At 66.8% G+C, this 21,522-nt stretch carries 20 protein-coding genes; 13 read left to right on the top strand and 7 right to left on the bottom strand.

All coding sequences use genetic code 11. From position 1 onward, the window contains the following. Nucleotides 1–397 precede the first annotated feature (397 nt). Both CJ177_RS26190 and CJ177_RS26185 read right to left on the bottom strand, forming a co-directional pair. On the bottom strand, nt 398–1,315 hold the full coding sequence (locus tag CJ177_RS26190) for a 3-oxoacyl-ACP reductase (protein WP_095869233.1): 918 nt from the start codon (nt 1,313–1,315) through the stop codon (nt 398–400). A gap of 104 nt (nt 1,316–1,419) precedes the next feature. Beyond that, nucleotides 1,420–1,611, bottom strand: coding sequence for a ferredoxin (locus CJ177_RS26185; RefSeq protein WP_005244549.1), 192 nt, complete (start codon nt 1,609–1,611; stop codon nt 1,420–1,422). A gap of 247 nt (nt 1,612–1,858) precedes the next feature. Here CJ177_RS26185 and CJ177_RS26180 point away from each other — a divergent pair, with 247 nt between their 5' ends. Genes CJ177_RS26180 through CJ177_RS26170 form a run of 3 tightly spaced genes read left to right on the top strand, consistent with a single transcriptional unit; the run spans nt 1,859 to nt 5,740 of the window. After that, nucleotides 1,859–3,040: an acyl-CoA dehydrogenase family protein gene (locus CJ177_RS26180; protein WP_005244551.1), complete on the top strand. Its 1,182-nt coding sequence runs from the start codon at nt 1,859–1,861 to the stop codon at nt 3,038–3,040. 10 nt (nt 3,041–3,050) lie between these two features. Next, nucleotides 3,051–4,172: an acyl-CoA dehydrogenase family protein gene (locus tag CJ177_RS26175; protein ID WP_005244553.1), complete on the top strand. Its 1,122-nt coding sequence runs from the start codon at nt 3,051–3,053 to the stop codon at nt 4,170–4,172. After that, on the top strand, nt 4,169–5,740 hold the full coding sequence (locus tag CJ177_RS26170; protein ID WP_095868977.1) for a long-chain-fatty-acid--CoA ligase: 1,572 nt from the start codon (nt 4,169–4,171) through the stop codon (nt 5,738–5,740). The genes CJ177_RS26175 and CJ177_RS26170 overlap by 4 nt, the downstream gene beginning before the upstream one ends. Nucleotides 5,741–5,781: 41 nt before the next feature. On the opposite strand, the gene CJ177_RS26165 is transcribed toward CJ177_RS26170, so the two are convergent. Then, nucleotides 5,782–6,897, bottom strand: a complete 1,116-nt coding sequence (locus tag CJ177_RS26165; RefSeq protein WP_005262901.1) for a nitronate monooxygenase family protein — start codon at nt 6,895–6,897, stop codon at nt 5,782–5,784. Further along, nucleotides 6,898–8,550: an acyl-CoA synthetase gene (locus CJ177_RS26160; RefSeq protein WP_095868976.1), complete on the bottom strand. Its 1,653-nt coding sequence runs from the start codon at nt 8,548–8,550 to the stop codon at nt 6,898–6,900. It abuts the gene before it with no gap. A 79-nt stretch (nt 8,551–8,629) separates the two neighbouring features. Between CJ177_RS26160 and CJ177_RS26155 the strand changes: the two genes are divergently transcribed. Together CJ177_RS26155 and CJ177_RS26150 are read left to right on the top strand one after the other, a co-directional pair. Then, nucleotides 8,630–9,454 carry a crotonase/enoyl-CoA hydratase family protein gene (locus tag CJ177_RS26155; protein ID WP_095868975.1) on the top strand — a complete coding sequence of 275 codons (825 nt, stop codon included), beginning with the start codon at nt 8,630–8,632 and terminating at the stop codon, nt 9,452–9,454. Nucleotides 9,455–9,626: 172 nt separating this feature from the next. Further along, entirely contained in the window at nt 9,627–10,586 is a 960-nt protein-coding gene (locus tag CJ177_RS26150) for a hypothetical protein (RefSeq protein ID WP_061042262.1), read from the top strand. Nucleotides 10,587–10,641: 55 nt separating this feature from the next. Here the strand turns inward: CJ177_RS26150 and CJ177_RS26145 are convergent, their stop codons facing one another. Continuing rightward, a complete protein-coding gene (locus CJ177_RS26145) occupies nt 10,642–11,679 on the bottom strand; it encodes an LLM class F420-dependent oxidoreductase (protein WP_095868974.1) in 1,038 nt (345 codons plus the stop codon). Between the two features lie 79 nt (nt 11,680–11,758). Between CJ177_RS26145 and CJ177_RS26140 the strand changes: the two genes are divergently transcribed. From CJ177_RS26140 to CJ177_RS26120, 5 genes are read left to right on the top strand one after another with little or no spacing between them, the layout of a single operon-like run. Then, nucleotides 11,759–12,739: a Zn-ribbon domain-containing OB-fold protein gene (locus tag CJ177_RS26140; protein ID WP_037179935.1), complete on the top strand. Its 981-nt coding sequence runs from the start codon at nt 11,759–11,761 to the stop codon at nt 12,737–12,739. A 12-nt stretch (nt 12,740–12,751) separates the two neighbouring features. Further along, complete coding sequence (locus CJ177_RS26135) at nt 12,752–13,816, top strand: thiolase domain-containing protein (protein WP_095868973.1); 1,065 nt, start codon at nt 12,752–12,754, stop codon at nt 13,814–13,816. Beyond that, nucleotides 13,816–14,991 (top strand): thiolase domain-containing protein, encoded by a 1,176-nt coding sequence (locus CJ177_RS26130; protein WP_009477750.1) that lies wholly within the window; start codon nt 13,816–13,818, stop codon nt 14,989–14,991. The genes CJ177_RS26135 and CJ177_RS26130 overlap by 1 nt, the downstream gene beginning before the upstream one ends. 14 nt (nt 14,992–15,005) lie before the next feature. Continuing rightward, nucleotides 15,006–15,869, top strand: a complete 864-nt coding sequence (locus CJ177_RS26125; RefSeq protein ID WP_095868972.1) for a TIGR03619 family F420-dependent LLM class oxidoreductase — start codon at nt 15,006–15,008, stop codon at nt 15,867–15,869. A 10-nt stretch (nt 15,870–15,879) separates the two neighbouring features. Beyond that, a complete protein-coding gene (locus CJ177_RS26120; protein WP_005244565.1) occupies nt 15,880–16,293 on the top strand; it encodes a nuclear transport factor 2 family protein in 414 nt (137 codons plus the stop codon). Nucleotides 16,294–16,302: 9 nt separating this feature from the next. Here CJ177_RS26120 and CJ177_RS26115 read toward each other — a convergent pair whose 3' ends face one another. Together CJ177_RS26115 and CJ177_RS26110 are read right to left on the bottom strand one after the other, a co-directional pair. After that, nucleotides 16,303–17,559, bottom strand: a complete 1,257-nt coding sequence (locus CJ177_RS26115) for an erythromycin esterase family protein (protein WP_095868971.1) — start codon at nt 17,557–17,559, stop codon at nt 16,303–16,305. 88 nt (nt 17,560–17,647) lie between these two features. After that, nucleotides 17,648–18,904 carry a cytochrome P450 gene (locus CJ177_RS26110; RefSeq protein ID WP_095868970.1) on the bottom strand — a complete coding sequence of 419 codons (1,257 nt, stop codon included), beginning with the start codon at nt 18,902–18,904 and terminating at the stop codon, nt 17,648–17,650. 160 nt (nt 18,905–19,064) lie between these two features. Here CJ177_RS26110 and CJ177_RS26105 point away from each other — a divergent pair, with 160 nt between their 5' ends. The 3 genes from CJ177_RS26105 (at nt 19,065) to CJ177_RS26095 (ending at nt 21,491) form a co-directional block, all read left to right on the top strand. Then, entirely contained in the window at nt 19,065–20,228 is a 1,164-nt protein-coding gene (locus CJ177_RS26105; protein WP_005244568.1) for a steroid 3-ketoacyl-CoA thiolase, read from the top strand. A 9-nt stretch (nt 20,229–20,237) separates the two neighbouring features. Then, nucleotides 20,238–20,723: a nitroreductase family deazaflavin-dependent oxidoreductase gene (locus CJ177_RS26100; RefSeq protein WP_005244569.1), complete on the top strand. Its 486-nt coding sequence runs from the start codon at nt 20,238–20,240 to the stop codon at nt 20,721–20,723. A 102-nt stretch (nt 20,724–20,825) separates the two neighbouring features. Next, entirely contained in the window at nt 20,826–21,491 is a 666-nt protein-coding gene (locus CJ177_RS26095; protein WP_025431825.1) for a GNAT family N-acetyltransferase, read from the top strand. Nucleotides 21,492–21,522: the final 31 nt, after the last annotated feature.

The raw sequence follows: 21,522 nt of genomic DNA, 5'->3' as shown, positions 1-21,522 counted from the left end.
GCGTGTCTCCGTCCGATCGGACTCGGCAATTCGCGCCGTGCGGAAATCCGAGTCGCGGACCTAAGATGTTATAGCACAAGCACTTTGAGCGAAGGTGACCGCGCTCCGACGAACTCCGGAATCGTTGCCGGCCCCAGTTCTCGACGACCGTGCACGGAGGTCGGCACCGGGAGCTTCCGGGCCGGATGGGCAGGCTCGATCGAACTGCTCGACGGCAGCAGAACTAGAACACGATCTAGTCATATCCGGCACACCTCTCGAACACCCCACCACGGTCACCCGACCCCCGTTCCGCCGCTCTTCAGTTGTCTTCAGTATCGCCCATCGCGGGCGCATTACCTGCGGAAACGATACGGAAACAACCTTCGTGTCGGCTCTTCGGCCCCGGAGACGCAGATCAGCCCAGTTCGCGTAGCGCCGCGGAGGCCGAGAACATGGCGGCAGGATCCCGATCCCCGAAGTAGTTCCCGAGTTCCGCCGCGAGCGCACCGGGTGTCCACCGACCGTCCACGGCGTCGAAACGCCGCTCCACGACCGGTGCCGCCATCAATGCCACCATCGGGCCGTAGACGACGAAGACCTGACCGTTCACGGAGTCGGCGGCGGGCGATGCGAGGTAGGCGACCAGCGCGGCCACGTGCTCGGGCGACAACGGGTCGACCCCCTCGGCCGGCGCCTCTCCGAAGACGTTCTCCGTCATCGACGTGCGGGCGCGAGGGCAGATCGCGTTGGCTCGGACGCCGTACCGGGACAGCCCACGGGCCGCCGACAGCGTGAGCGCCGTGATTCCTGCTTTGGCGGCGCCGTAGTTCGCCTGCCCCTCGGGGCCGAGCAGTCCTGCCTCGGACGAGGTGTTGACGATGCGCCCGTACACCGGCGCACCAGCCTCCTTCGACTTGCCCCGCCAGTACGCCGCGGCTGCGCGGCACAGCAGGAAGTGGCCGCGCAGATGAACCTTCAGCACCAGGTCCCAGTCCTCGTCGGACATGTTGAACAGCATGCGATCCCGCGTGATGCCCGCATTGTTCACCAGGATGTCGAGGCTGCCGAGCCGGCTTTGCGCCGCGTCCATGATCGCGTCGGCGGTGGACCGTTCCCCGATGTCGCCTGCCACGAACTCGACCTTCGCACCCAGGCCCCGGATCTCCTCGAGCGTGGCCTCCACGGCGTCGTTCGCAACCAGGTCGTTGACGACGACGGACGCACCCGCGCGGGCCAGCGCGATCGCCTCGTACTTCCCGAGTCCGGATCCGGCGCCGGTCACGACGGCGACCATGCCGTCCACGTTCACATCGCGGTCAGCCACAGCATTCATGAACACGCTCTCCTGGTTCTGTGCACTCGCCGCAGGTCGCGAACCACGACACGGCGGTAGGTCGACGTCACTGTAGAACGTGTTCTCATTCCGGGCAACAATCCTCAAGGATGCTCGGAGAGCGCAGCCCTCGGACACTGGGCGATCGCCGTACGCACGTCCTCCTCCCGGTCAGCGGGAGGAACTGCACTCGAAATGTGCAGCTGATCGTCGTCGTCGAGCTCGAAGATGTCGGGTGCGATCCCCACGCACACACCATTGGCCTCGCAACGGTCGAAATCGACTCTGACCTCCATGGCAACCCTCACTTCTCCTCGTCTCGTCACTCGCGGATCCGGGTGCCGCCGGGCTGCGGCGCACTCCGTTCCTGCGATAACACTAGAACCTGTTCCAGTCGTGTGCAATGATTCGTTCCACGACTGCGAGCACGCCTACCGGGCACGCTCCGGGGTCGGCCGGGGCCGACTCCGCGAATGCACCGCAGAGACTGGAACCTGTGCCAGATTTCAGCTGATTCCGCTCTCGGACTGGAGAGGTACTTCGATGCACATCACTTACACACCGCAGCAGCAACAGCTGCGGGAAGAGCTGCGCGCGTACTTCGCGAAGCTGATGACGCCGGAGCGTCGAGAGGCACTGGCCGCCACCACCGGCGAATACGGCGAGGGCAACGTCTACCGCGACGTCGTCGCCCAGATGGGCAAGGACGGCTGGCTGACACTCGGGTGGCCCAAGGAGTACGGCGGCCAGGAACGGTCGGCCATGGAGCAGCTGATCTTCACGGACGAGGCCGCCATCGCCGGCGCCCCGGTCCCCTTCCTCACCATCAACTCGGTGGCGCCGACGATCATGCACTTCGGCACCCCCGAGCAGAAGGCGTTCTTCCTGCCCAAGATCTCGGCCGGCGAACTCCACTTCTCCATCGGCTACTCCGAGCCCGAAGCGGGCACCGACCTCGCCAGCCTCCGGACCACCGCCGTCAAGGACGGCGACGACTACGTCATCAACGGCCAGAAGATGTGGACGAGCCTGATCGCGTACGCCGATTACGTGTGGTTGGCGTGCCGCACCGATCCCGAAGCCAAGAAGCACAAGGGCATCAGCATGCTGATCGTCCCGACCACCGCCGAAGGCTTCTCGTACACCCCCGTCCACACGATGGCGGGTCCGGACACGAGCGCCACTTACTACCAGGACGTGCGGGTTCCGTCGTCCGCGCTGGTCGGCCCCGAACACGGCGGCTGGGCACTGATCACCAATCAGCTCAACCACGAGCGCGTCGCCCTGACATCCGCCGGGCCGGTCCTCACCGCCCAGCGTGAAGTGCGCGAATGGGCGCAGAACACAAAGTTGCCGGACGGCCGCCGCGTCATCGACCAGGAATGGGTGCAGATCAATCTGGCCCGGGTCCACGCCAAAGCCGAGTACCTCAAGTTGATGAACTGGGAGATCGCCTCGTCCACCGACCACGCGCCGGGCCCGGAGGCGGCGTCCGCCAACAAGGTCTACGGCACGGAGTTCGCCACGGAGGCGTACCGGCTGCTGATGGAGATCCTCGGACCTTCGGCCACGCTGCGGCAGAACTCCCCCGGGGTCCTGCTGCGCGGGCGACTCGAACGGATGCACCGGTCGTCGCTGATCCTCACGTTCGGCGGCGGAACCAACGAGGTGCAGCGCGACATCATCGCCATGACCGCCCTCGGCCTGCCCCCAGCGAAGCGTTAGGACTACGACAATGGACTTCACCCCCACCGAGGCTCAGCAGGATCTGGCCGGGCTCACCCGAGGAATCGTCTCGGACCTCGTCACCAACGACCGGCTGCGCGAACTCGACAACGCGGAGGACCGCCTCGATCGCCGGCTGTGGTCCGCACTCGCGTCGTCCGGCGTCCTGAGCGCCGCGCTGCCGGAGTCGGTGGGCGGCGACGGATTCGGTGTCCTCGAGCAGTGCAGCATCCTCGTCGAACTGGGCCGCGCCGTCGCGCCGGTGCCCTATCTATCGTCGATCGTGATGGCGGCAGGGGCCATCGCGAAGTTCGGAACCGAACGGCAGCGTTCCGACTGGGGCACTCCGGCAGCGAGTGGAGAGAAGATCCTCACCGCCGCCCTCGACGAGGAACTCAACGACACTCCGGGTGCGCCCGTCACCCGTGCCGAACGCGGCGCGGGCGGCTGGACCCTCGACGGCACCAAGATCGTGGTCGACGCGGCGCCGTCCGCCGACCTCTTCCTGGTCCCGGCAACGACCCCGGACGGTGTTGCCGTCTTCCTCGTCCGCCCCGACGACGCCGGAGTGACCGTCACCCGCCAGCAGACCGTCGACCTGGCCAGCACCGGAGAGGTGACCCTCCACGGAGTGTCGCTGACCGAGGACCGCGTGCTCGGCGCCCTCGACCAGGGCGGCGAAATCGTGGACTGGCTCGTCGAGCGCGGCTCGCTCGGCGCCTGCGCATACCAGTACGGCGTCCTCGACGAAGCCCTGAAACTCACCGCGGCCTACGCCCGCGAGCGGGTGCAGTTCGGTCGGCCCATCGGCAGTTTCCAGGCCGTGGCCCAGCGACTCGCCGACGGCTACATCGACGTGAAGGGCGTCCGGCTCACGCTGTGGCAGGCGGCGTGGCGGCTCAGCGAAGGCCTGCCCAGCGAGGGCGACATCCAGACCGCCAACTTCTGGGCGTCCGACGCCGGACACCGGGTGGCCCATACCCTCGTCCACGTCCACGGTGGCGTCGGACTCGACGAGGACCACCCCGTGCACCGGTACTTCCTCGCCGCCAAGGCACTCGAGTTCCGGCTCGGCTCGGCCACGCAGCAGCTGCGGATCCTCGGCGCCGAACTGGCCACCGTCCCGGCATGACCGCCACGCTCGCGCGCACGGTATCGGACCTGCTCCTGGGCGTCGCAGAATCCGACGCCCAGGGCCTGTACTTCGAGGACCGGTTCCTGTCGTGGTCCGAACACGTGCGGGCGAGCCTGCGGCGCGCCGCGATCTTCGAAGATCTGCTCGATGCACGGCGTCCCCGGCACTTCGGTGTCCTGATGGACAACGTCCCCGAGTTCTCGCTCCTCGCCGGGGCGGCCGCGCTGTCCGGCGCCGTGCTCGTGGGGCTCAACACCACTCGACGCGGGGCGGCGCTGGCCCGCGACATCGCGCTGGCCGACTGCCAGGTGGTCTTCACCGACTCCGGGCAGTCCGCACTGCTGGACGGTCTCGACCCTCGCGTTCCCGTCGTCGACGTGGATTCACCGGCATGGTCCGCGCTGCTCGCCGAGGAGCGCCCCGAATTCACACCCAGGCCGGCCGCAGCCGACGACCTGTTCATGCTCATCTTCACGTCGGGCACGAGCGGCGATCCGAAGGCGGTGCGCTGCACCCACGCGAAGATCACCGGACCCGGAATCATGCTCGCCGAACGCTTCGGGCTGACGCCGGACGACGTCGTCTACATGTCGATGCCCATGTTCCATTCCAACGCCATGATGGCGGCATGGTCCGTGGCGCTCGCGGGACACAGCTCGATTGCGCTGCGGCGCAAGTTCTCCGCGTCGAGTTTCCTGTCCGATGTGCGGAAGTTCGGCGTCACGTACGCCAACTACGTCGGAAAGCCGCTGTCGTATGTGCTGGCGACCCCCGAGATGCCCGACGACGCCGACAACACGTTGAGGGTGATGTACGGCAACGAGGGGTCCGCGCCCGCGGTCGCAGCCTTCGCGCGCCGCTTCGGCACCGCGGTGGTCGACGGATTCGGCTCCACCGAGGGCGGCGTCGCCATCTCCACCAGCCCCGGGACGCCGGCAGGCTCCCTGGGCAAGCTCCCCGAGGGCATCGCGATCCTCGACCCCGAGACCGGCGATCCCTGTCCCCCGGCCGAATTCGATTCCGCCGGCCGGGTGCTCAATGCCGAGGCCGCGACCGGTGAACTCGTCAACGTCGCGGGGTCGGGTGCGTTCGCGGGCTACTACAACAATCCCGAGGCCGACGCCGAGCGGATCCGCGACGGCAAGTACTGGAGCGGCGACCTCGCATACCGGGACGCCGACGGGTTCGTGTACTTCGCGGGGCGCAGTTCCGGATGGTTGCGCGTCGACGGCGAGAACATCGGTTCGGCGCCCATCGAACGCATCCTGATGCGGTACGACGGCTTCGCCCAGGTGTCGGTGTACGCGGTGCCCGATCCCGAAACCGGGGATCGGGTGATGGCGGCCGTCGTCCCGACGCGTGACTTCGATCCCGCGGCCTTCACGAGCTTCCTCGACGCGCAGTCCGATCTGGGTCCGAAGCAGCGCCCGAGCCTGATCCGGGTGTGTGCCGAGTTCCCGCGGACCGCCACGTTCAAGGTCCTCACCCGCGTGTTGAGCGCCGAGGCCGCCGAGTGCACCGACCCGGTGTGGGTCCGCGAAGGTTCCGGCTACTCCCCCAGGTGAGTGGCAAAGTGTGCTGACGCATACTTTGCCACTCACATCGGCTACCGGAAGCTGTCGAGGCGGGACACCGCCGAATCGAAGCCCTTGACGAGTTCGTCCATCACCTCGGCCACCGGACGGATCTCGTTCATCCGGCCGACGATCTGCCCCACCGGCATCGCGACGACATCCGGGTTCTCCGACGCGGCGATCCGCTGATGCGCCTCGCTGACCAGCAGATTCTGCAACGGCATCGGTAGCGGTGCCGGCGCGTCCGGCTTCGACCAGGCGTCGGTCCACTTGGTCTTGAGCAGGCGCGCGGGCTTGCCCGAGTAGATCCGGGACCGCACCGTGTCGGCGGACGTCGCACCGAGCAGGGCGCGCTGGATCGCGGACGGCCCCTCGGACGACGCGCTGCCGAGTTTGTACTCGGAGGTGGTGAGCCAGTACGACCCCATCCACACCCCCGCCGCCCCCAGCGACAGCGCAGCGGCGACCTGACGTCCGCTGCCGATACCACCGGCCGCGAGGACCGCGGCGGAATCACCGATGGCATCGACGATCTCGGGAACCAGCACCATCGACGCGATCTCACCGGTGTGCCCACCGGCCTCGTACCCCTGCGCGATGACGATGTCGACACCGTTCGCGACGTGCCTGCGCGCGTGCTCGACGGCGCCGGCCAGCGCGGCCACCGGAACGCCCTTCTCGTGGGCCTGGTCGATGACATCCTTCGGCGGTGAACCGAGAGCGTTGGCGATCAACGCAATTCGATGATTCAGGGCCACGTCCACATGCGAGCGCGCCACCGAGTGCAGCCAGCCGAGCACGCCGGTCGCGTGTTCGGCACCCGAATCCAATGGCGGCACCCCCAGCTCGGCCAGGGTCCGGTCGACGAACGCGCGGTGTTCGGCGGGGATCAGCGACTCGAGGTCCACCGACGTGCCCTCGGTGGGAACCTTGGCGGGCATCACGATGTCGACGCCGTACGGCTTGCCGTCGGTGTTCTCGTCCATCCACGACAGGACGGCCTCGAGCTCCTCGGGGTCGTTGAACCGGACGCAGCCCAGCACACCCAGGCCACCGGCCCGGGAGATCGCCGCGGCCACGTGTTCGGAGGGGGTGAACCCGAAGACCGGGTACTCGATGCCGAACTTCTCGCTCAGACTGGTGTGCATTTACGCGCCTTTGCTTTCGGGCGAACCGTTGCCGTTGTGATCGTCGGCCGGACGGGTCTCGGTCTGTTCCTTGGCCCAGCGGTAGTCGGGCTTTCCTGCCGGCGAGCGCTTGATCTCGTCGACGAACCAGAGGCTGCGCGGAACCTTGTATCCCGCAATCTCCTTGCGTGCCGCGTCGGCGATCTCGTGCAGGCTCGGACGCGCCCCGCCGCGGGCCTGGATGACGGCGGCGACCCGCTGGCCGAAGCGTTCGTCGGGGATACCGACCACGATGGCGTCGAAGACGTCGGGATGCGACTTGAGCGCGCCCTCGACCTCCTCGGGGAAGATCTTCTCGCCGCCGCTGTTGATGGACACCGAGCCGCGGCCGAGCATCGTCACCGTGCCGTCCGCCTCCACCTGCGCGAAATCGCCGGGGATGGAGTAGCGGATGCCGTTGATCTCCTTGAACGTGGCCTTGGTCTTCTCTTCGTCCTTGTAGTAGCCGATCGGGATGTGCCCCTTGCGCGCCAGGATGCCGATCACGCCGGAGCCGGGCTCCACCGGGTTGCCGTCCTCGCCGAGGACGGACGTGGACGCGTCGATCTTGACCGTCGGGCCGCCGCCGTGCGAGTCGCCCTTCGCGACCACGCTCAGGCCGCCGAAACCGGTCTCGGACGAACCGATCGAATCGGTGATCATCCGGTTGGGCAGCAGTTCGAGGTACTTCTCCTTGATGCTGGGCGAGAACAGCGCCGCCGAACTCGCCATCAGGAACAGCGACGACAGGTCGTAGGGTTCGCCGCTCGCCTTGTCGCCCTCCACCAGCGCGTCGAGCATCGGTCGCGCCATCGCGTCACCGGTGATGAAGATGAGGTTGACCTTGTGCTGATCGACGATCCGCCACACGTCGTGGCCGTCGAATTCGGGGTGCATCACGCACTTTCCGCCGCCGAACAGACTCTGGAACACCGCCCACTGGCTGCCGCCGTGGATCATCGGCGGGATCGGGAAGCGGGTCATGCCGGGGCTCTCGGCGCCCAGCTTCGCGAGGTCCCACTCGTCCTCGACGTATTCACCGGTCATGAAGTTGATGCCGCCGCCGAGAACCCGCCAGACGTCCTCGTGACGCCACATGACGCCCTTGGGTTTGCCGGTGGTGCCACCGGTGTAGAGCATGTACAAGTCGTCGTTGCTGCGCTCGCCGAAGTCGCGGTCGGGGGAACCCTGCGCCAGTGCGGCCTCGTATTCGGTGCCCTCGTAGTCGAGATCGGTGCCGTCCTCGACCACGACGGTGGTCTTCAGGAGCGGCGTCTCGGGGAGCACGTTCGCCACCTTGTCGGAGTAGCGGCGCTCGTGAACGAGCGCGACCATGTCCGAATTGTCGAAGATGTATTGCAACTCGTTCTCGATGTACCGGTAGTTGACGTTCACCATCACGGCACGGATCTTGAAGACCGCCACCATGGCCTCGATGGCCTCGATGGTGTTCCGGCAGTAGATGCCCACTTTGTCGCCGGGCTGGACACCCTGTTCGCGCAGGTAGTGGCCGAGGCGATTGGCCCTCTCCTCCATCTGCGCGTACGTCACTTCCCGGTCGTCGGACACCAACGCGACGCGGTCCGGAACGAGGTCGATTGCGTGCTCTACGAGGTCTGCGATATTAAGGGCCACGTCAACAAAGTAGAACGTGTTACCGTTTCTGGCAAGACCTAATTTGAGAGCCAGCTCACACACCCTTCGGGAGACTTCAGTGTCCTCTACAACGACCGAGAAATCCGACATTTCGGCACAGTCGCCGCACTGCCTCGTGGAGAAGCGCGGGCACGTCCTGATCGTGACGATGAACCGCCCCGAGGCGAAGAACGCGCTGTCCGGCGAAATGATGGCGATCATGCGGGACGCGTGGGATCAGGTCGACTCCGACCCGGACATCCGGGTCGCCATCCTCACCGGCGCAGGCGGCTCATTCTGCGCGGGCGCCGACCTCAAGGCCATGACGTCACAGCACCCCGGCGACTCGTTCTCCGGTGGCGGCTGGGACCTGTCCAAGATCGAGGCACTCCTGAAGGGACGGCGCCTCACCAAGCCCCTCATCGCCGCAGTCGAGGGTCCCGCCATCGCCGGCGGCACCGAGATCCTCCAGGGCACCGACATCCGCGTCGCCGGAGAGAGTGCCAAATTCGGTGTCTCCGAAGCCAAATGGGGACTCTTCCCCCTCGGCGGCTCCGCCGTGCGCCTCGTCCGGCAGATTCCGTACACCGTCGCCGCCGACATCCTGCTGACCGGACGTCATATCAAGGCCCCCGAGGCCAAGGAGATCGGCCTCATCGGGCACGTCGTCCCCGACGGTCAGGCCCTCGACAAGGCCCTCGAACTCGCCGACCTCATCTCCGCCAACGGCCCCCTCGCCGTCCAGGCGATCCTGAAGACCATCCGCGACACCGAAGGCATGCACGAGGAAGAGGCATTCCAGATCGACGCCGCCCTCGGCACCGAGGTCTTCAAGAGCGCCGACGCGAAGGAAGGCCCCCGCGCCTTCTCCGAAAAGCGCGCGCCGAAATTCGAGGGCCGCTGACCCCGGGTGCACAAATCCCGGGCGAATGTACCTTTCGGCGCATCTGAGGCGGCGAGAGGTACATTCGCCCAGGATGTGAGGGTTATCCACAGCCCCAAGTTATCCACAGACCTCACCAAATCGCCTGGCGACCACACCTGCCGCCGACAGCGAGTGCGTCATCATCGACTCCATGCGACGGGGAGAGTGGGGGCATCGCCTCGAAGACCTGTACGGAGTGAGCCGATCCGGAATCATCCGCACCGCCGAGTTGAGGCAGTGGGGGGTATCGAATTCGGCGATCGACGCTCGATGCCGTCCGGGCGGGCCGTGGCAACGCATCCTTCCGGGTGTCGTGATGCTCGGCAACGGCCACCCGACCGCGCGTCAGCGTGCCGTGGCCGCGATCGTGCTCAGCGGCGAGAACGCAGTCCTCACCGGGCGAGCAGCGCTGCACGAATACGGCTACGGAACGTCGTACTCCGGCGACGCCCACGTTCTGATCGCCACGCACCGGCGCGTGCAGTCCACGGGCTTCGTCCTCGTCGAACGTACGACGCGGTTGCCCGTGCCGGTGACACGCAACGGGCTTCCCTGCGCCCCGCTTCCACGCGCGTTGCTCGACGCGGCACGACGGTGCCGCACCCTGGACAGCACTCGATCCCTCGTCGCCGAGGTGATCCAGCGAGGCGAGGTGAGCGTTGCCGAGCTGATCGCGGAGTTGGACTCGGGTAGCGGCCGGGGTGCAGCACTCCCTCGGACAGTGCTGCGCGAAGTGAGTGCCGACGTCCACTCGGTGTCCGAGGCCGAAGCGCGCAGACTATGGCTGCGCAGCGGACTGCCCCGAATGGTTTTCAACCGCAAGATCGTCGACGCCGACGGACAGTTCATCGCCATGCCGGACGGATGGATCGACGACGTCGCATTCGCCTGGGACATCGACTCCCTCGACTGGCATCTGGCACCGAAGGCGTACAAATCGACAGTCGAGCGCCGCACCCGGATGCAAAACCACGGCATCATCGTGCTGCCGACGCTGCCGAGCGCCGTCCGCGACGACCCCGACCGCGTGATCGCCGACCTCCGGTCGCACTACCAGCTGGCGTCGTCCCGCCCCCGGCCGGAGGTCAGGATGCTCAGAGCGCCCGGGTAAATGCGCCGTTCAACGCCTCAGGTGCGCCGAAAGGTACATTCGCCCGGCCGGGAGGTCAGCCGAGGACCGCCGCGGACAGTTCGCGGACGTGGTCCGCGTCGCGGCAGGAGACGAGGAGCATGGTGACGCCGGCGTCGGCCCAGTGTTTGACGTCGGCGCGGACTTCGTCGACGTTGCCGATGATCATGGTCTCGGTGACCATCTCGTCGGGGACGACGGCGGCGGCTTGGTCCTTGCGGCCTGCGCGGAAGAGGCGCCCGATTTCCTCGACCTGTTCGCCGTAGCCCATGCGGGTGTAAACCTGGGCGTGGAAGTTGAGTTCGGGTGCGCCCATGCCGCCGACGTACAGGGCGGTGATCGGTTTGAGGCCGGCGATGGCGGCGGCGCGGTCGTCGGTGACGATCACCTGACAGGTGGCCGCGACCTCGAAGTCTTCGCGGCTGCGATGGGCGCCGGGGCGGGCGAAGCCCTCGTCGAGCCATTCGTTGTACATGGGTGCGAGGCGGGGCGAGTAGTAGATGGCGAGCCAGCCGTCGGCGATCTCGGCGGTGAGCGCGACGTTCTTCGGACCTTCGGCGCCGAGCCAGATGGGGATGTCGGCACGCAACGGGTGGGTGATGGGCTTGAGCGGTTTCCCGAGACCGGTGCTGCCGGGCCCGGTGTAGGGCAGCGGGAAGTGCGGGCCGTCGCTCGTGACGTGTTCCTCCCGCGACAGGACTTTCCGGATGATGGAGACGTATTCGCGGGTGCGGGCGAGCGGCTTCGTGAACGGCTGCCCGTACCACCCCTCGACGACCTGCGGCCCGGACACGCCGAGCCCGAGGATCGCCCGGCCGCCGCTGAGGTGGTCGAGGGTGAGTGCGTGCATGGCGGTGCTGGTGGGCGTGCGCGCGGAGATCTGTACGACGGACGTGCCCAGGCGGACGCGTTCGGTGCTCGAACCCCACCAGGCGAGGGGGGTGAACGCGTCGGAACCCCAGGATTCGGCGGCGAAGACGGCGTCGAATCCCTCGGCTTCGGCCGCGGCGATCAACTCCGGGACATCCGCCGGCGGCTGTGCGCCCCAGTATCCCAGTTGCAACCCGAGCTTCATCGTGTGCCTCCGCATCGACCGTCGTCAGAAGTGACCCTTGCCACAAACACTAGAACCTGTTCTACTCGAAGTTGTGAGCATGGGAAAGAGCGCGGTGGCCGAAAAATTCTCGAACGAACCGTTGAGCGCCCCGCTGAAACTTCAATTCGACTACACCCGATCGGTGGGTCCGACCATCGGAGCCTTCGTGACCGCACTGCGCGACCGCAAGGTCATCGGCGCCCGCGGCTCGGACGGACGCGTCTACGTGCCACCGCCCGAATTCGATCCGAACACCGCCGAACCTCTCACCGACTTCGTCGGAGTCTCGGACGCCGGGACCGTGGTGAGCTGGACGTGGATGCCGGAACCGATTGCCGGACAGCCACTCACCACCCCCTTCGCGTGGGCGCTGATCAAGCTGGACGGCGCCGACACGTCACTGGTGCACGCCGTGGACGTCGGCTCCCCCGCCGGAATGAGCACCGGTATGCGGGTCCGGGCACGGTGGGCGCAGGAGCGGGTCGGGCGCATCCAGGACATCGTGTGCTTCGAGCCCGGGGAGTCGACCGGCGAACCCGAACCGTCCGCGGAGTCCGAACCGGTCACGATGGTCACGACGCCGATCGATCTCGACTACATGCACTCCGCCTCCGCCGAGGAGAGCTACTACCTCCGAGGGCTGAAGGCGGGCAAGCTGATCGGCGGCCGCACCGGACCGGACGGCAAGGTGTACATCCCGCCGCGCAGCGCCAACCCCACCGACGGCATCCCGACGAAGGAGCAGGTGGAACTGCCGGACAGGGGCATCGTCACCACCTTCTGCATCGTGAACGTCCCCTTCCTCGGACAGCGGATCAAGCCTCCGTACGTCGCCGCCTACGTGCTCCTCGACGGCGCGGACATCGCGTTCCTGCACCTGATCCTCGACTGCGACGCCGCCGACGTGCGGATGGGCATGCGCGTGGAGGCCAAATGGAAGCCGCGCGAGGAGTGGGGCTACACCCTCGAGAACATCGAGTACTTCAGGCCGACGGGTGAGCCCGACGCCGAGTACGACACCTACAAACACCACCTGTAAGGGCGCGGCACAATGACAGATATCGCAGTCGTCGGGTTCGCGCACGCACCTCACGTGCGCGAGACCACCGGCACCACCAACGGCGTCGAGATGCTCGTTCCCTGCTTCCAGCAGCTGTACGAGGAACTCGGAATCACCAAGTCCGACATCGGTTTCTGGTGTTCGGGGTCGTCTGACTACCTGGCCGGCCGTTCGTTCTCCTTCATCTCCGCGGTCGACTCGATCGGCGCGGTGCCGCCGATCAACGAGTCGCACGTCGAGATGGATGCGGCGTGGGCGTTCTACGAGGCCTGGATCAAGATCATGACCGGCGAGGTCGACACCGCCCTCGTCTACGGCTTCGGGAAGTCGTCGGCGGGCAACCTCCGCAAGATCCTGTCGATGCAACTAGACCCTTACCTCGTCACCCCGCTCGCGCTCGACTCCGTGTCGCTCGCCGGACTGCAGGCCCGCCTCGGACTCGACGCCGGCAAGTGGACGGCCGAGGAGATGGCGGCCGTGGCCGCGCGCAGCCGGGCCGCCGCCGAGAGCAATCCGAACACCCAGCTGTCGGGGCACGTCGACATCAACACGCTGCTCGCCAGCCCGTTCGTCGCGGACCCGTTGCGCGCCCACGACTGCGCACCGATCACGGACGGCGCGGCCGCTGTCGTGCTCGCCGCCGGCGATCGTGCCCGTGAGCTGTGCGAGCGGCCTGCGTGGATCACCGGAATCGAGCATCGGATCGATTCCCCGAACTTCGGCGCCCGCGACCTGACGGTCTCGCCGTCGACGACGGCTTCCGCCCGCGCCGCCACCGGAGGGGACGTCGGCGGAATCGACGTGGCCGAACTGCACGGACCGTTCACCCATCAGGAACTGATCCTCCGCGAGGCCATCGGACTGTCCGATGCGACGGCGATCAACCCGTCGGGCGGCCCGCTGAGCGGGAACCCGATGTTCGCGGCGGGTCTGGAACGGATAGGTTACGCAGCCAAGGCCATCATGGACGGCAACGCCGGGCGCACGCTGGCGCACGCCACGAGTGGCGCTGTGCTGCAACAGAATCTGGTCGCAGTCTTGGAGGGACGCAACTGATGGCGAATCAATTGGCCGCGGTGCTCGGCACCGGTCAGACGCACTACGTGGCGAAGCGGCACGACGTGTCCATGGCGGGGCTGGTTCGCGAGGCGATCGACCGCGCGATGGAAGACGCCCGGGTGGGTTGGGACGACATCGACGCGGTCGTGATCGGGAAGGCCCCCGACCTCTTCGAGGGCTCGATGATGCCGGAGCTCGCGATGTCGGATGCGCTGGGCGCCAACGGCAAACCACTCCTGCGCGTACACACCGCAGGCTCCGTCGGGGGCTCGACCGCGGTGGTGGCGTCGAGCCTCGTGAAGTCGGGGGTGCACAAGCGGGTACTGACGGTGGCATGGGAGAAGCAGTCCGAATCGAACGCCATGTGGGCGCTGTCCACCCCCATTCCGTTCCACATGCCGGTCGGCGCGGGCGCGGGCGGATACTTCGCGCCGCACGTCCGCTCGTACATCCGGCGGTCGGGCGCACCCGATCACATCGGTGCGATGGTGGCGGTGAAGGACCGGCTGAACGGCAGCCTCAACCCGTACGCCCACCTCAAGCAACCCGACATCACGCTCGAATCCGTGCAGGCCTCGCAGATGCTGTGGGATCCCATCCGCTACGACGAGACGTGTCCGTCCTCGGACGGCGCCTGCGCGATGGTGATCGGCAACGAGGAGGCGGCCGAGCAGGTCACGGCGGACGGTCGTGAGGTGGCCTGGATCCACGCCACCGCGATGCGCACCGAGCCCACCACGTTCGCGGGACGCGACCAGGTGAATCCGCAGGCCGGCCGGGACGCCGCGGCCGCACTGTGGAAGGCCGCGGGCATCAAGGATCCGCTCGACGAGATCGACGTGGCGGAAATCTACGTCCCCTTCTCCTGGTTCGAACCGATGTGGCTCGAGAATCTGGGGTTCGTCTCCGAGGGCGAGGGCTGGAAGCTGACCGAGGCCGGCGAGACGGCCATCGGCGGCCGGCTTCCGCTCAACGCGTCCGGCGGCGTCCTGTCGTCCAATCCCATCGGCGCCTCGGGCATGATCCGGTTCGCCGAGTCGGCGATGCAGGTGATGCACCGCGCCGGCGACCATCAGGTGAAGGACGCACGCAAGGCACTCGGCCACGCCTACGGCGGCGGTTCGCAGTACTTCTCGATGTGGGTGGTCGGTTCCGACCGGCCGAACAATTAGGAGCGGGCATCACCATGAAGTTCACCGTCGGCATCGCCATGAATCCCCTCGACCAACTGCCTGCTCTCGCGAAAACAGCCGAGGAGTGTGGGTTCGCGTCCATCGCACTTCCCGACTCACTGTTCTTCATGGAGAAGCAGAGCGCCGACTACCCGTACACCCCGGACGGCTCGCGGATGTGGAACGAGGAAACCCCGTGGGTGGATCCGCTGATCGCGGCGGCCGCCATGGGCGCGGTGACGTCGAAGATCGAGTTCTACACCCAGGTCCTCAAGCTGGGTTCCCGCAACCCGGTACTCCTCGCCCGCCAGGTGGGTTCGGTCGCCAACCTCATCGGCAACCGTTTCGGGTTCGGCGTCGGGATCGGCTGGGCACCCGAGGAATTCGAATGGTGCGGCGTGCCGTACAAGAAGCGCGGTGCGCGCGTCGACGAGATGATCGATGTCATCAAGCTGATCCTCGGCGGCGGCATGGTCGAGTACCACGGCGAGTTCTTCGACTTCGACCGCCTGCAGATGAGCCCGGCGCCGACGAAGCCGGTGCCGTTCTACGTCGGCGGACACACCGACGTCGCGCTACGACGCGCCGCCCGGGTGGGCGACGGCTGGACGTCCGCGATGATCAAGTTCGACGATCTCGTTCAGGTAATCGCGCGATTGCGGGAACTCCGGGAGGAATACGGCCGAGCCGATCTGCCCTATGAGATCCAGACCGTGTGCATCGACCGTTTCGGCAAGGACGGCTACGCCGAATTGGCGGATGCCGGAGTGACCGACACGATCGTCGTCCCGTGGGTTTTCGACGGCATCGGCTTCGACGGACCACTCGAGGCCAAGCAGGAATCGTTGCGCAAGTTCGCCGACCAGTACATCGGATAGGGGTGTGGACATGACGACGACCGACCATCCCGCCCGCCTCGCCGGGCAGGCTTCCCGCGAGGCGGCCAGCGGTAGGCGCAAGGACGAGTGGCTGGCCCTGTTCGCCGAGGACGCGGTTGTCGAAGACCCCGTCGGCCCTTCGGGTTTCGACCCCGAAGGCAAGGGTCACCGCGGCCTCGACGCGATCTCGCGGTTCTACGACATGACGATCGCGACCACCGAATCGCTCGAGTTCCTCATCGCCGATTCACTGGTGTGCGGGAACGAGAACGTGAACATCGGGACCATCCGGTCCACGGTGGCGGGATCTCGGATCGACGCCGAGGGCGTGTTCATCTACCGCGTGAACGAGGACGGCAAGATCACGTCCCTGCGGGCCTTCTGGGAGGTAGAGCGGGCGATGAAGACACTGCGGAAGGCCTGAAGGCCCCAATTACGTGTCGGCGTCGTCGAGGTGCCGGACGAAGAGGATCGCGTCGAGGTCGCCGAGGCCGGCGGGGTCCAGCGGGAAGTACGTGGAGTTGCCCGACGGATCGGCACGCTTCTCCACGTCTCCGATCCTGCGGACCACCGGCGCGGCAGGTACGAGACAGCTTTCCCCCACGGCGAAGAGCCGGCCCTCGACGGTGTCGGGTGGCGGCGTCCCGATGCCGTGGCCGGGCGCCTCCCCGACGGCCCCACCGATGACCGTGTACGCATCGCCGAGCCGCAGGCCCAGGTGGGCACCGGCGCACCACCAGTGCAGATGCAGTCCGGCGAGATCCCAGTGGGTTTCGCCTTTCGACAGATGGCCGTTGTGAGCGAAGACGAACGTCGGGCCTCGATCGGCTTCCCTCTGCACGAGCGCGGACAGGTTGTCCGCCATGAGGGTGTCGCGGATTCCCAGCAGCCGGGCGATGCGGCGTGGAGAGTTCTCTGCCATTCCTGCGTGATAGCTGAGCAGGCGGGCGGCGACGCGACCGTGAAGCTCGGCCTCCCACAATTCGTCTCGCGTGCCTTCGGCCACGAGGCGAGGCGCCTGTGACGCCAGCAGCGTCATCAGGTCGTCGGCGATGAGACGCAACTCGACGGCCCCGGGCGTGGCACCGACGGCCTGGGTCGGGTCCATGGCGACTTCCGGATTGCTCCAGCGGTCGTCGTCGCCGATCAGTGCGGAGATCCTGTCCGGAGTGCACGGCAGATCCTGATCGTCGAGGTGGGTCCGCAGGTAGGTGTCGAGGAAGGTCAGGGCCTGCCTCGGGCTGTCCGCGGACGTCATCTCGATGGGGCCGTCGAATCCGAAGAATCGGAGTTGCTCGTCCGGTTCGCGTCGACGGTTGTATTCGGCCATCCACAGGATCAGATCGCGGTTCGCCCGGGACTCACCGAAGCCGTGGCTGAAGCCGTGCTCCATGACGTCGTCGAGCGGCAGGCGGTCCCTACCCCTCACGAACGAGTCGACGAGTATCCCCTTCAAGCAACTGCTTTCGATCGCAATGGATCGATAGCCCTCGTGTTCGACGAGGAACCGGAACAGCTGGTTGCGGAGCCGCAGAAAACTCTCCTCCCCGTGCATGGGCTCGCCGAACCCGAGGAGGCGAGGCGCGGAGTCCAGGCGACGGAGGAATGCGCCGAGGGCAGCGGTGACGGTCGGGTCTCCCGGCGCCGAGAAGACGGCACCCAGGTCGTGGATGGTGGACTGCACAGTCATGGCCTGCTCCCACCCTTCCTCGGACCGAAAGAGAACAGCGGCGTCGGAGAGGATGAGGGTGCCCTCCGACGCCGCTGAATCAGGGGGGTCAGTGTCTGACCGGGCAACCGCCTGACGCAGTCTTGTAATCGACCTGAAACTCCTTGATACCGTTGAGCCAGCCCGAGCGCAACCGCCGCGGATCTCCCAGCTTGGTGATATCGGGCAGGTGATCCGCAATCGCGTTGAAGATCAGGTCGATCTCGAGTCGCGCCAGGTTGGCGCCGAGGCAGAAGTGGGCGCCCGTTCCACCGAATCCGACGTGCGGGTTGTTCTCCCGCATGATGTCGAACTTCTCCGGGTTCTCGAACGTGTCCTCGTCGAAATTCGCAGAGCCGTAGAGCATTACGACTCGCTGCCCCTTCTTGATCTGCACTCCGCCGAGTTCGGTGTCTTCCAGTGCGGTGCGCTGGAACGAGTTGACCGGGGTCGCCCACCGGACGATCTCGTCCGCCGCCGTCTTGGGGCGCTCCTTCTTGTAGAGTTCCCACTGATCGGGATGGTCCAGGAACGCCATCATGCCGTGTGTGATCGCATTGCGCGTGGTCTCGTTGCCGGCAACCGCCAGCAGGATCACGAAGAAACCGAATTCCTCGGGAGAAAGCTCATTTCCATCGATGTCCGCTTCGATCAGCGTCGTGACGATGTCGTCGGCGGGGCACTTCTTGCGCTCGTCCGCCATCTGGTACGCGTAGCCGAGGATCTCCATCGACGCGGCCTGCGGGTCGATGTCCAGTTCGGGGTCGTCGTAGCCCGTCATCTGGTTCGACCAGTCGAACACCTTCAGGCGATCCTCCTGCGGCACGCCGAGCAGTTCGGCGATCGCCTGCAGCGGAAGCTCACACGCCACCTGGGTGACGAAGTCGCCGGCCCCCGATTCGGCGGCCTCCTTCACGATCTTCTCGGCGCGCTCGGTGAGTTCTTCGCGCAGGCTGTTGATCGCGCGGGGCGTGAATCCGCGGGAGACGAGTTTGCGGAGCTTGGTGTGCTCGGGAGCGTCCTTGTTGATGAGGATGAAACGCTGCATCTCGATGTTCTCGCGCGGAATGTCGTCGGCGAACCGCACGATCGCGGTGTTCTCGTGTGTGGAGAAGACGTCGCTGCGCCGCGACACCTCCTTGACGTCCTCGAGCTTGCTGACGACCCAGTAGCCGTCGTCGTGGAAGCCACCGATCTCCGGCGGCTGCGGGTTCCACCAGATCGGGGCAGTCTTCCGCAGTTCGGCGAACTCCTGGTACGGGATGCGCTCTGCGTAGATGTCCGGGTCGGTGAAGTCGAAACCCTCTGGAAGATTGGGCTGCGCCACTGCTGTCTCCTGCCCTAAGCCATACACCACTCCGTGATGTGGAACACGTTCTACTAGCATTGAAGCACAAGCCGGGCGACTAGCAAAGGAAAGCTCATTCAGACCTTGCCCGGACAGCAGAACCTGTTCTATTTTCTGAGGACAAGGAAAGGAGCCCACCGTGGGCACACCAGTAATCGTCGAGGCAGTACGCACCCCGATCGGAAAGCGCGGTGGCTGGCTGTCCGGATTGCATGCCGCCGAGATCCTCGGCGCCGCTCAGCGGGGCATCCTCGACCGCTCCGGCATCGACCCCGAACTGGTGGAGCAGGTGATCGGTGGTTGCGTCACCCAGGCCGGGGCGCAGTCGAACAACATCACCCGGACCGCGTGGCTGCATGCCGGACTGCCCTGGCAGGTCGGCGCCACCACGATCGACTGCCAGTGCGGCTCCGCGCAACAGGCCAACCACCTGATCGCAGGCCTGATCGCCACCGACGCGATCGACGTCGGAATCGCCTGCGGCATCGAAGCAATGAGCCAGGTGCCGCTCGGGGCGAACGTCGGCGAGAACGCCGGGCCGCGCAGACCCGCCGACTGGGACATCGACATGCCCAACCAGTTCGAGGCCGCCGAGCGCATCGCCCGTCGCCGCGGAATCACCCGCGCGGACGTCGAGGCCCTCGGAGTCCGTTCGCAGGCACGCGCCAAGCAGGCGTGGGACGAAGGGCGTTTCGACCGGGAAGTGTTGCACGTGACCGCACCCGTGGTGGACAAGGAAGGCAACCTCACCGGTGAGACCCGGGTGGTGACGCGCGATCAGGGTCTGCGCGATACCACCGCGGAGTCGCTCGCCAAGCTGAAGCCCGTTCTCGAGGGCGGCATCCACACGGCGGGCACGTCCTCGCAGATCTCCGACGGCGCCGCCGCCGTCATGCTGATGGACGAATCCAGGGCGCGCGCCCTCGGTCTGAAGCCCCGGGCCCGCATCATCTCCCAGGCGCTCGTCGGCTCCGAACCCGAATTCCACCTCGACGGACCCGTCCAGGCCACGGCGCGCGTCCTCGAACGCAGCGGCATGAAGATCGGCGACCTCGACCTGTTCGAGGTGAACGAGGCCTTCGCGTCGGTACTGCTGTCGTGGGCGTCGGTGCACGAGCCCGACATGGATCGGGTCAACGTCAACGGCGGTGCGCTCGCACTCGGCCATCCCGTGGGCAGCACCGGGTCTCGTCTCATCACCACCGCGCTGCACGAACTCGAACGCACCGACGGGTCGACGGCACTGATCACGATGTGTGCCGGCGGCGCGCTCGCCACCGGCACCATCATCGAGCGGATCTAGGATCTGCCGATGAATGCACCCGCCCCCGCCCGACCGCCCGGCCTCGACTCGAAGTGGACGGTCTCCTTCATCAAGTGGATGTCGAAGATCAACGTGGTGCTGTACCGGCGGACGGGCGGGCGCTTGGGCAGCAAGTGGCGGGTGGGCAGCGCCTTCCCGCGCGGGTTGCCCGTCTGCCTGCTCACCACCACCGGACGGAAGAGCGGCGAGCCGAGAATCAGCCCGCTGCTGTTCCTCCAGGACGGCGACCGCATCATCCTCGTCGCCTCGCAGGGCGGCCTCCCGAAGCACCCGATGTGGTACCTCAACCTGCGCGCCAACCCGGGGGTGACCGTCCAGGTGAAGTCGCGGGTGCGGCCGATGACCGCCCACGTGGCGGATCCCGAGGAACGCGCGCGCCTGTGGCCGCGGCTCGTCGACATGTACCCAGATTTCGACAATTACCAGGCCTGGACGGACCGCACGATCCCCGTCGTGGTCTGCAACCCCCGATAGCACGTGTATGTACCGCCGGGTAACGGGTGCCATGTCGGAGGACTTCTTGCAGTATTGACGCGTACGGACTTGTACGACGGCCGAGGGCGAGGAATTGCAGACATGAGTACACAGGTTCAAGATCGGATACACGACCGTCGAGAGCTCACCGCGGTCCTGCTGCGCGCACTCGAGCAGCGCCACGAGGTTCTCGACGCCATCGTCGACAGCGAGGACCACGCCGAGGCCCTCACCACCGTCGCCGGACTCCTCGACACGTCCGAGGCGTACGCGGAAGCCGTCCTCAACCTGACGTTTCGCCGTCTCACCAAGGTCGAACGGCTCCGCATCCAGACGGAACTGAAGGACCTCGACGCCACCCTCGAGTGGACGTCGACGGACCGGCCGGCGAGCACCGGGCGGAACTTCCGCCTCCGTCCGTTCACCGAAACCGAGGAAGACGCCGAACTGTTCCGCCGCCGCTGCGGCGAGCAGGTCGACGACGCGGGCACGCAGTGGTCCGAGGAGCGGGTCGAGAAGGAACGCACGGAAGGCCTGAGCCGTGTCGACGACGAGTCCGCAGCGTGGTTCGTGTGTGAGGACACCGCGGAGAACACGGCCGTCGGCATGGTGTTCGGCGAACTGTCGGGACGCGAGGTCGACGTCGCCATCTGGATCGCCCCCGACGCCCGGAAGAAGGGCTACGGCACCGCGGCCGTGAAGCACAGCCGTCAGGAACTCGCCGCGGAGTTCCCGGGAACGGTCCTGGTCGTCCGCGCCCCCGCCTGACCCGTACGTGAGTGGCGAAGCGTGCGGGAGC

This window comes from Rhodococcus sp. ACPA1, assembly GCF_002300195.1.
Lineage (GTDB): Bacteria > Actinomycetota > Actinomycetes > Mycobacteriales > Mycobacteriaceae > Rhodococcus_F > Rhodococcus_F opacus.
This window is presented reverse-complemented; position numbering and strand designations above follow the sequence as displayed.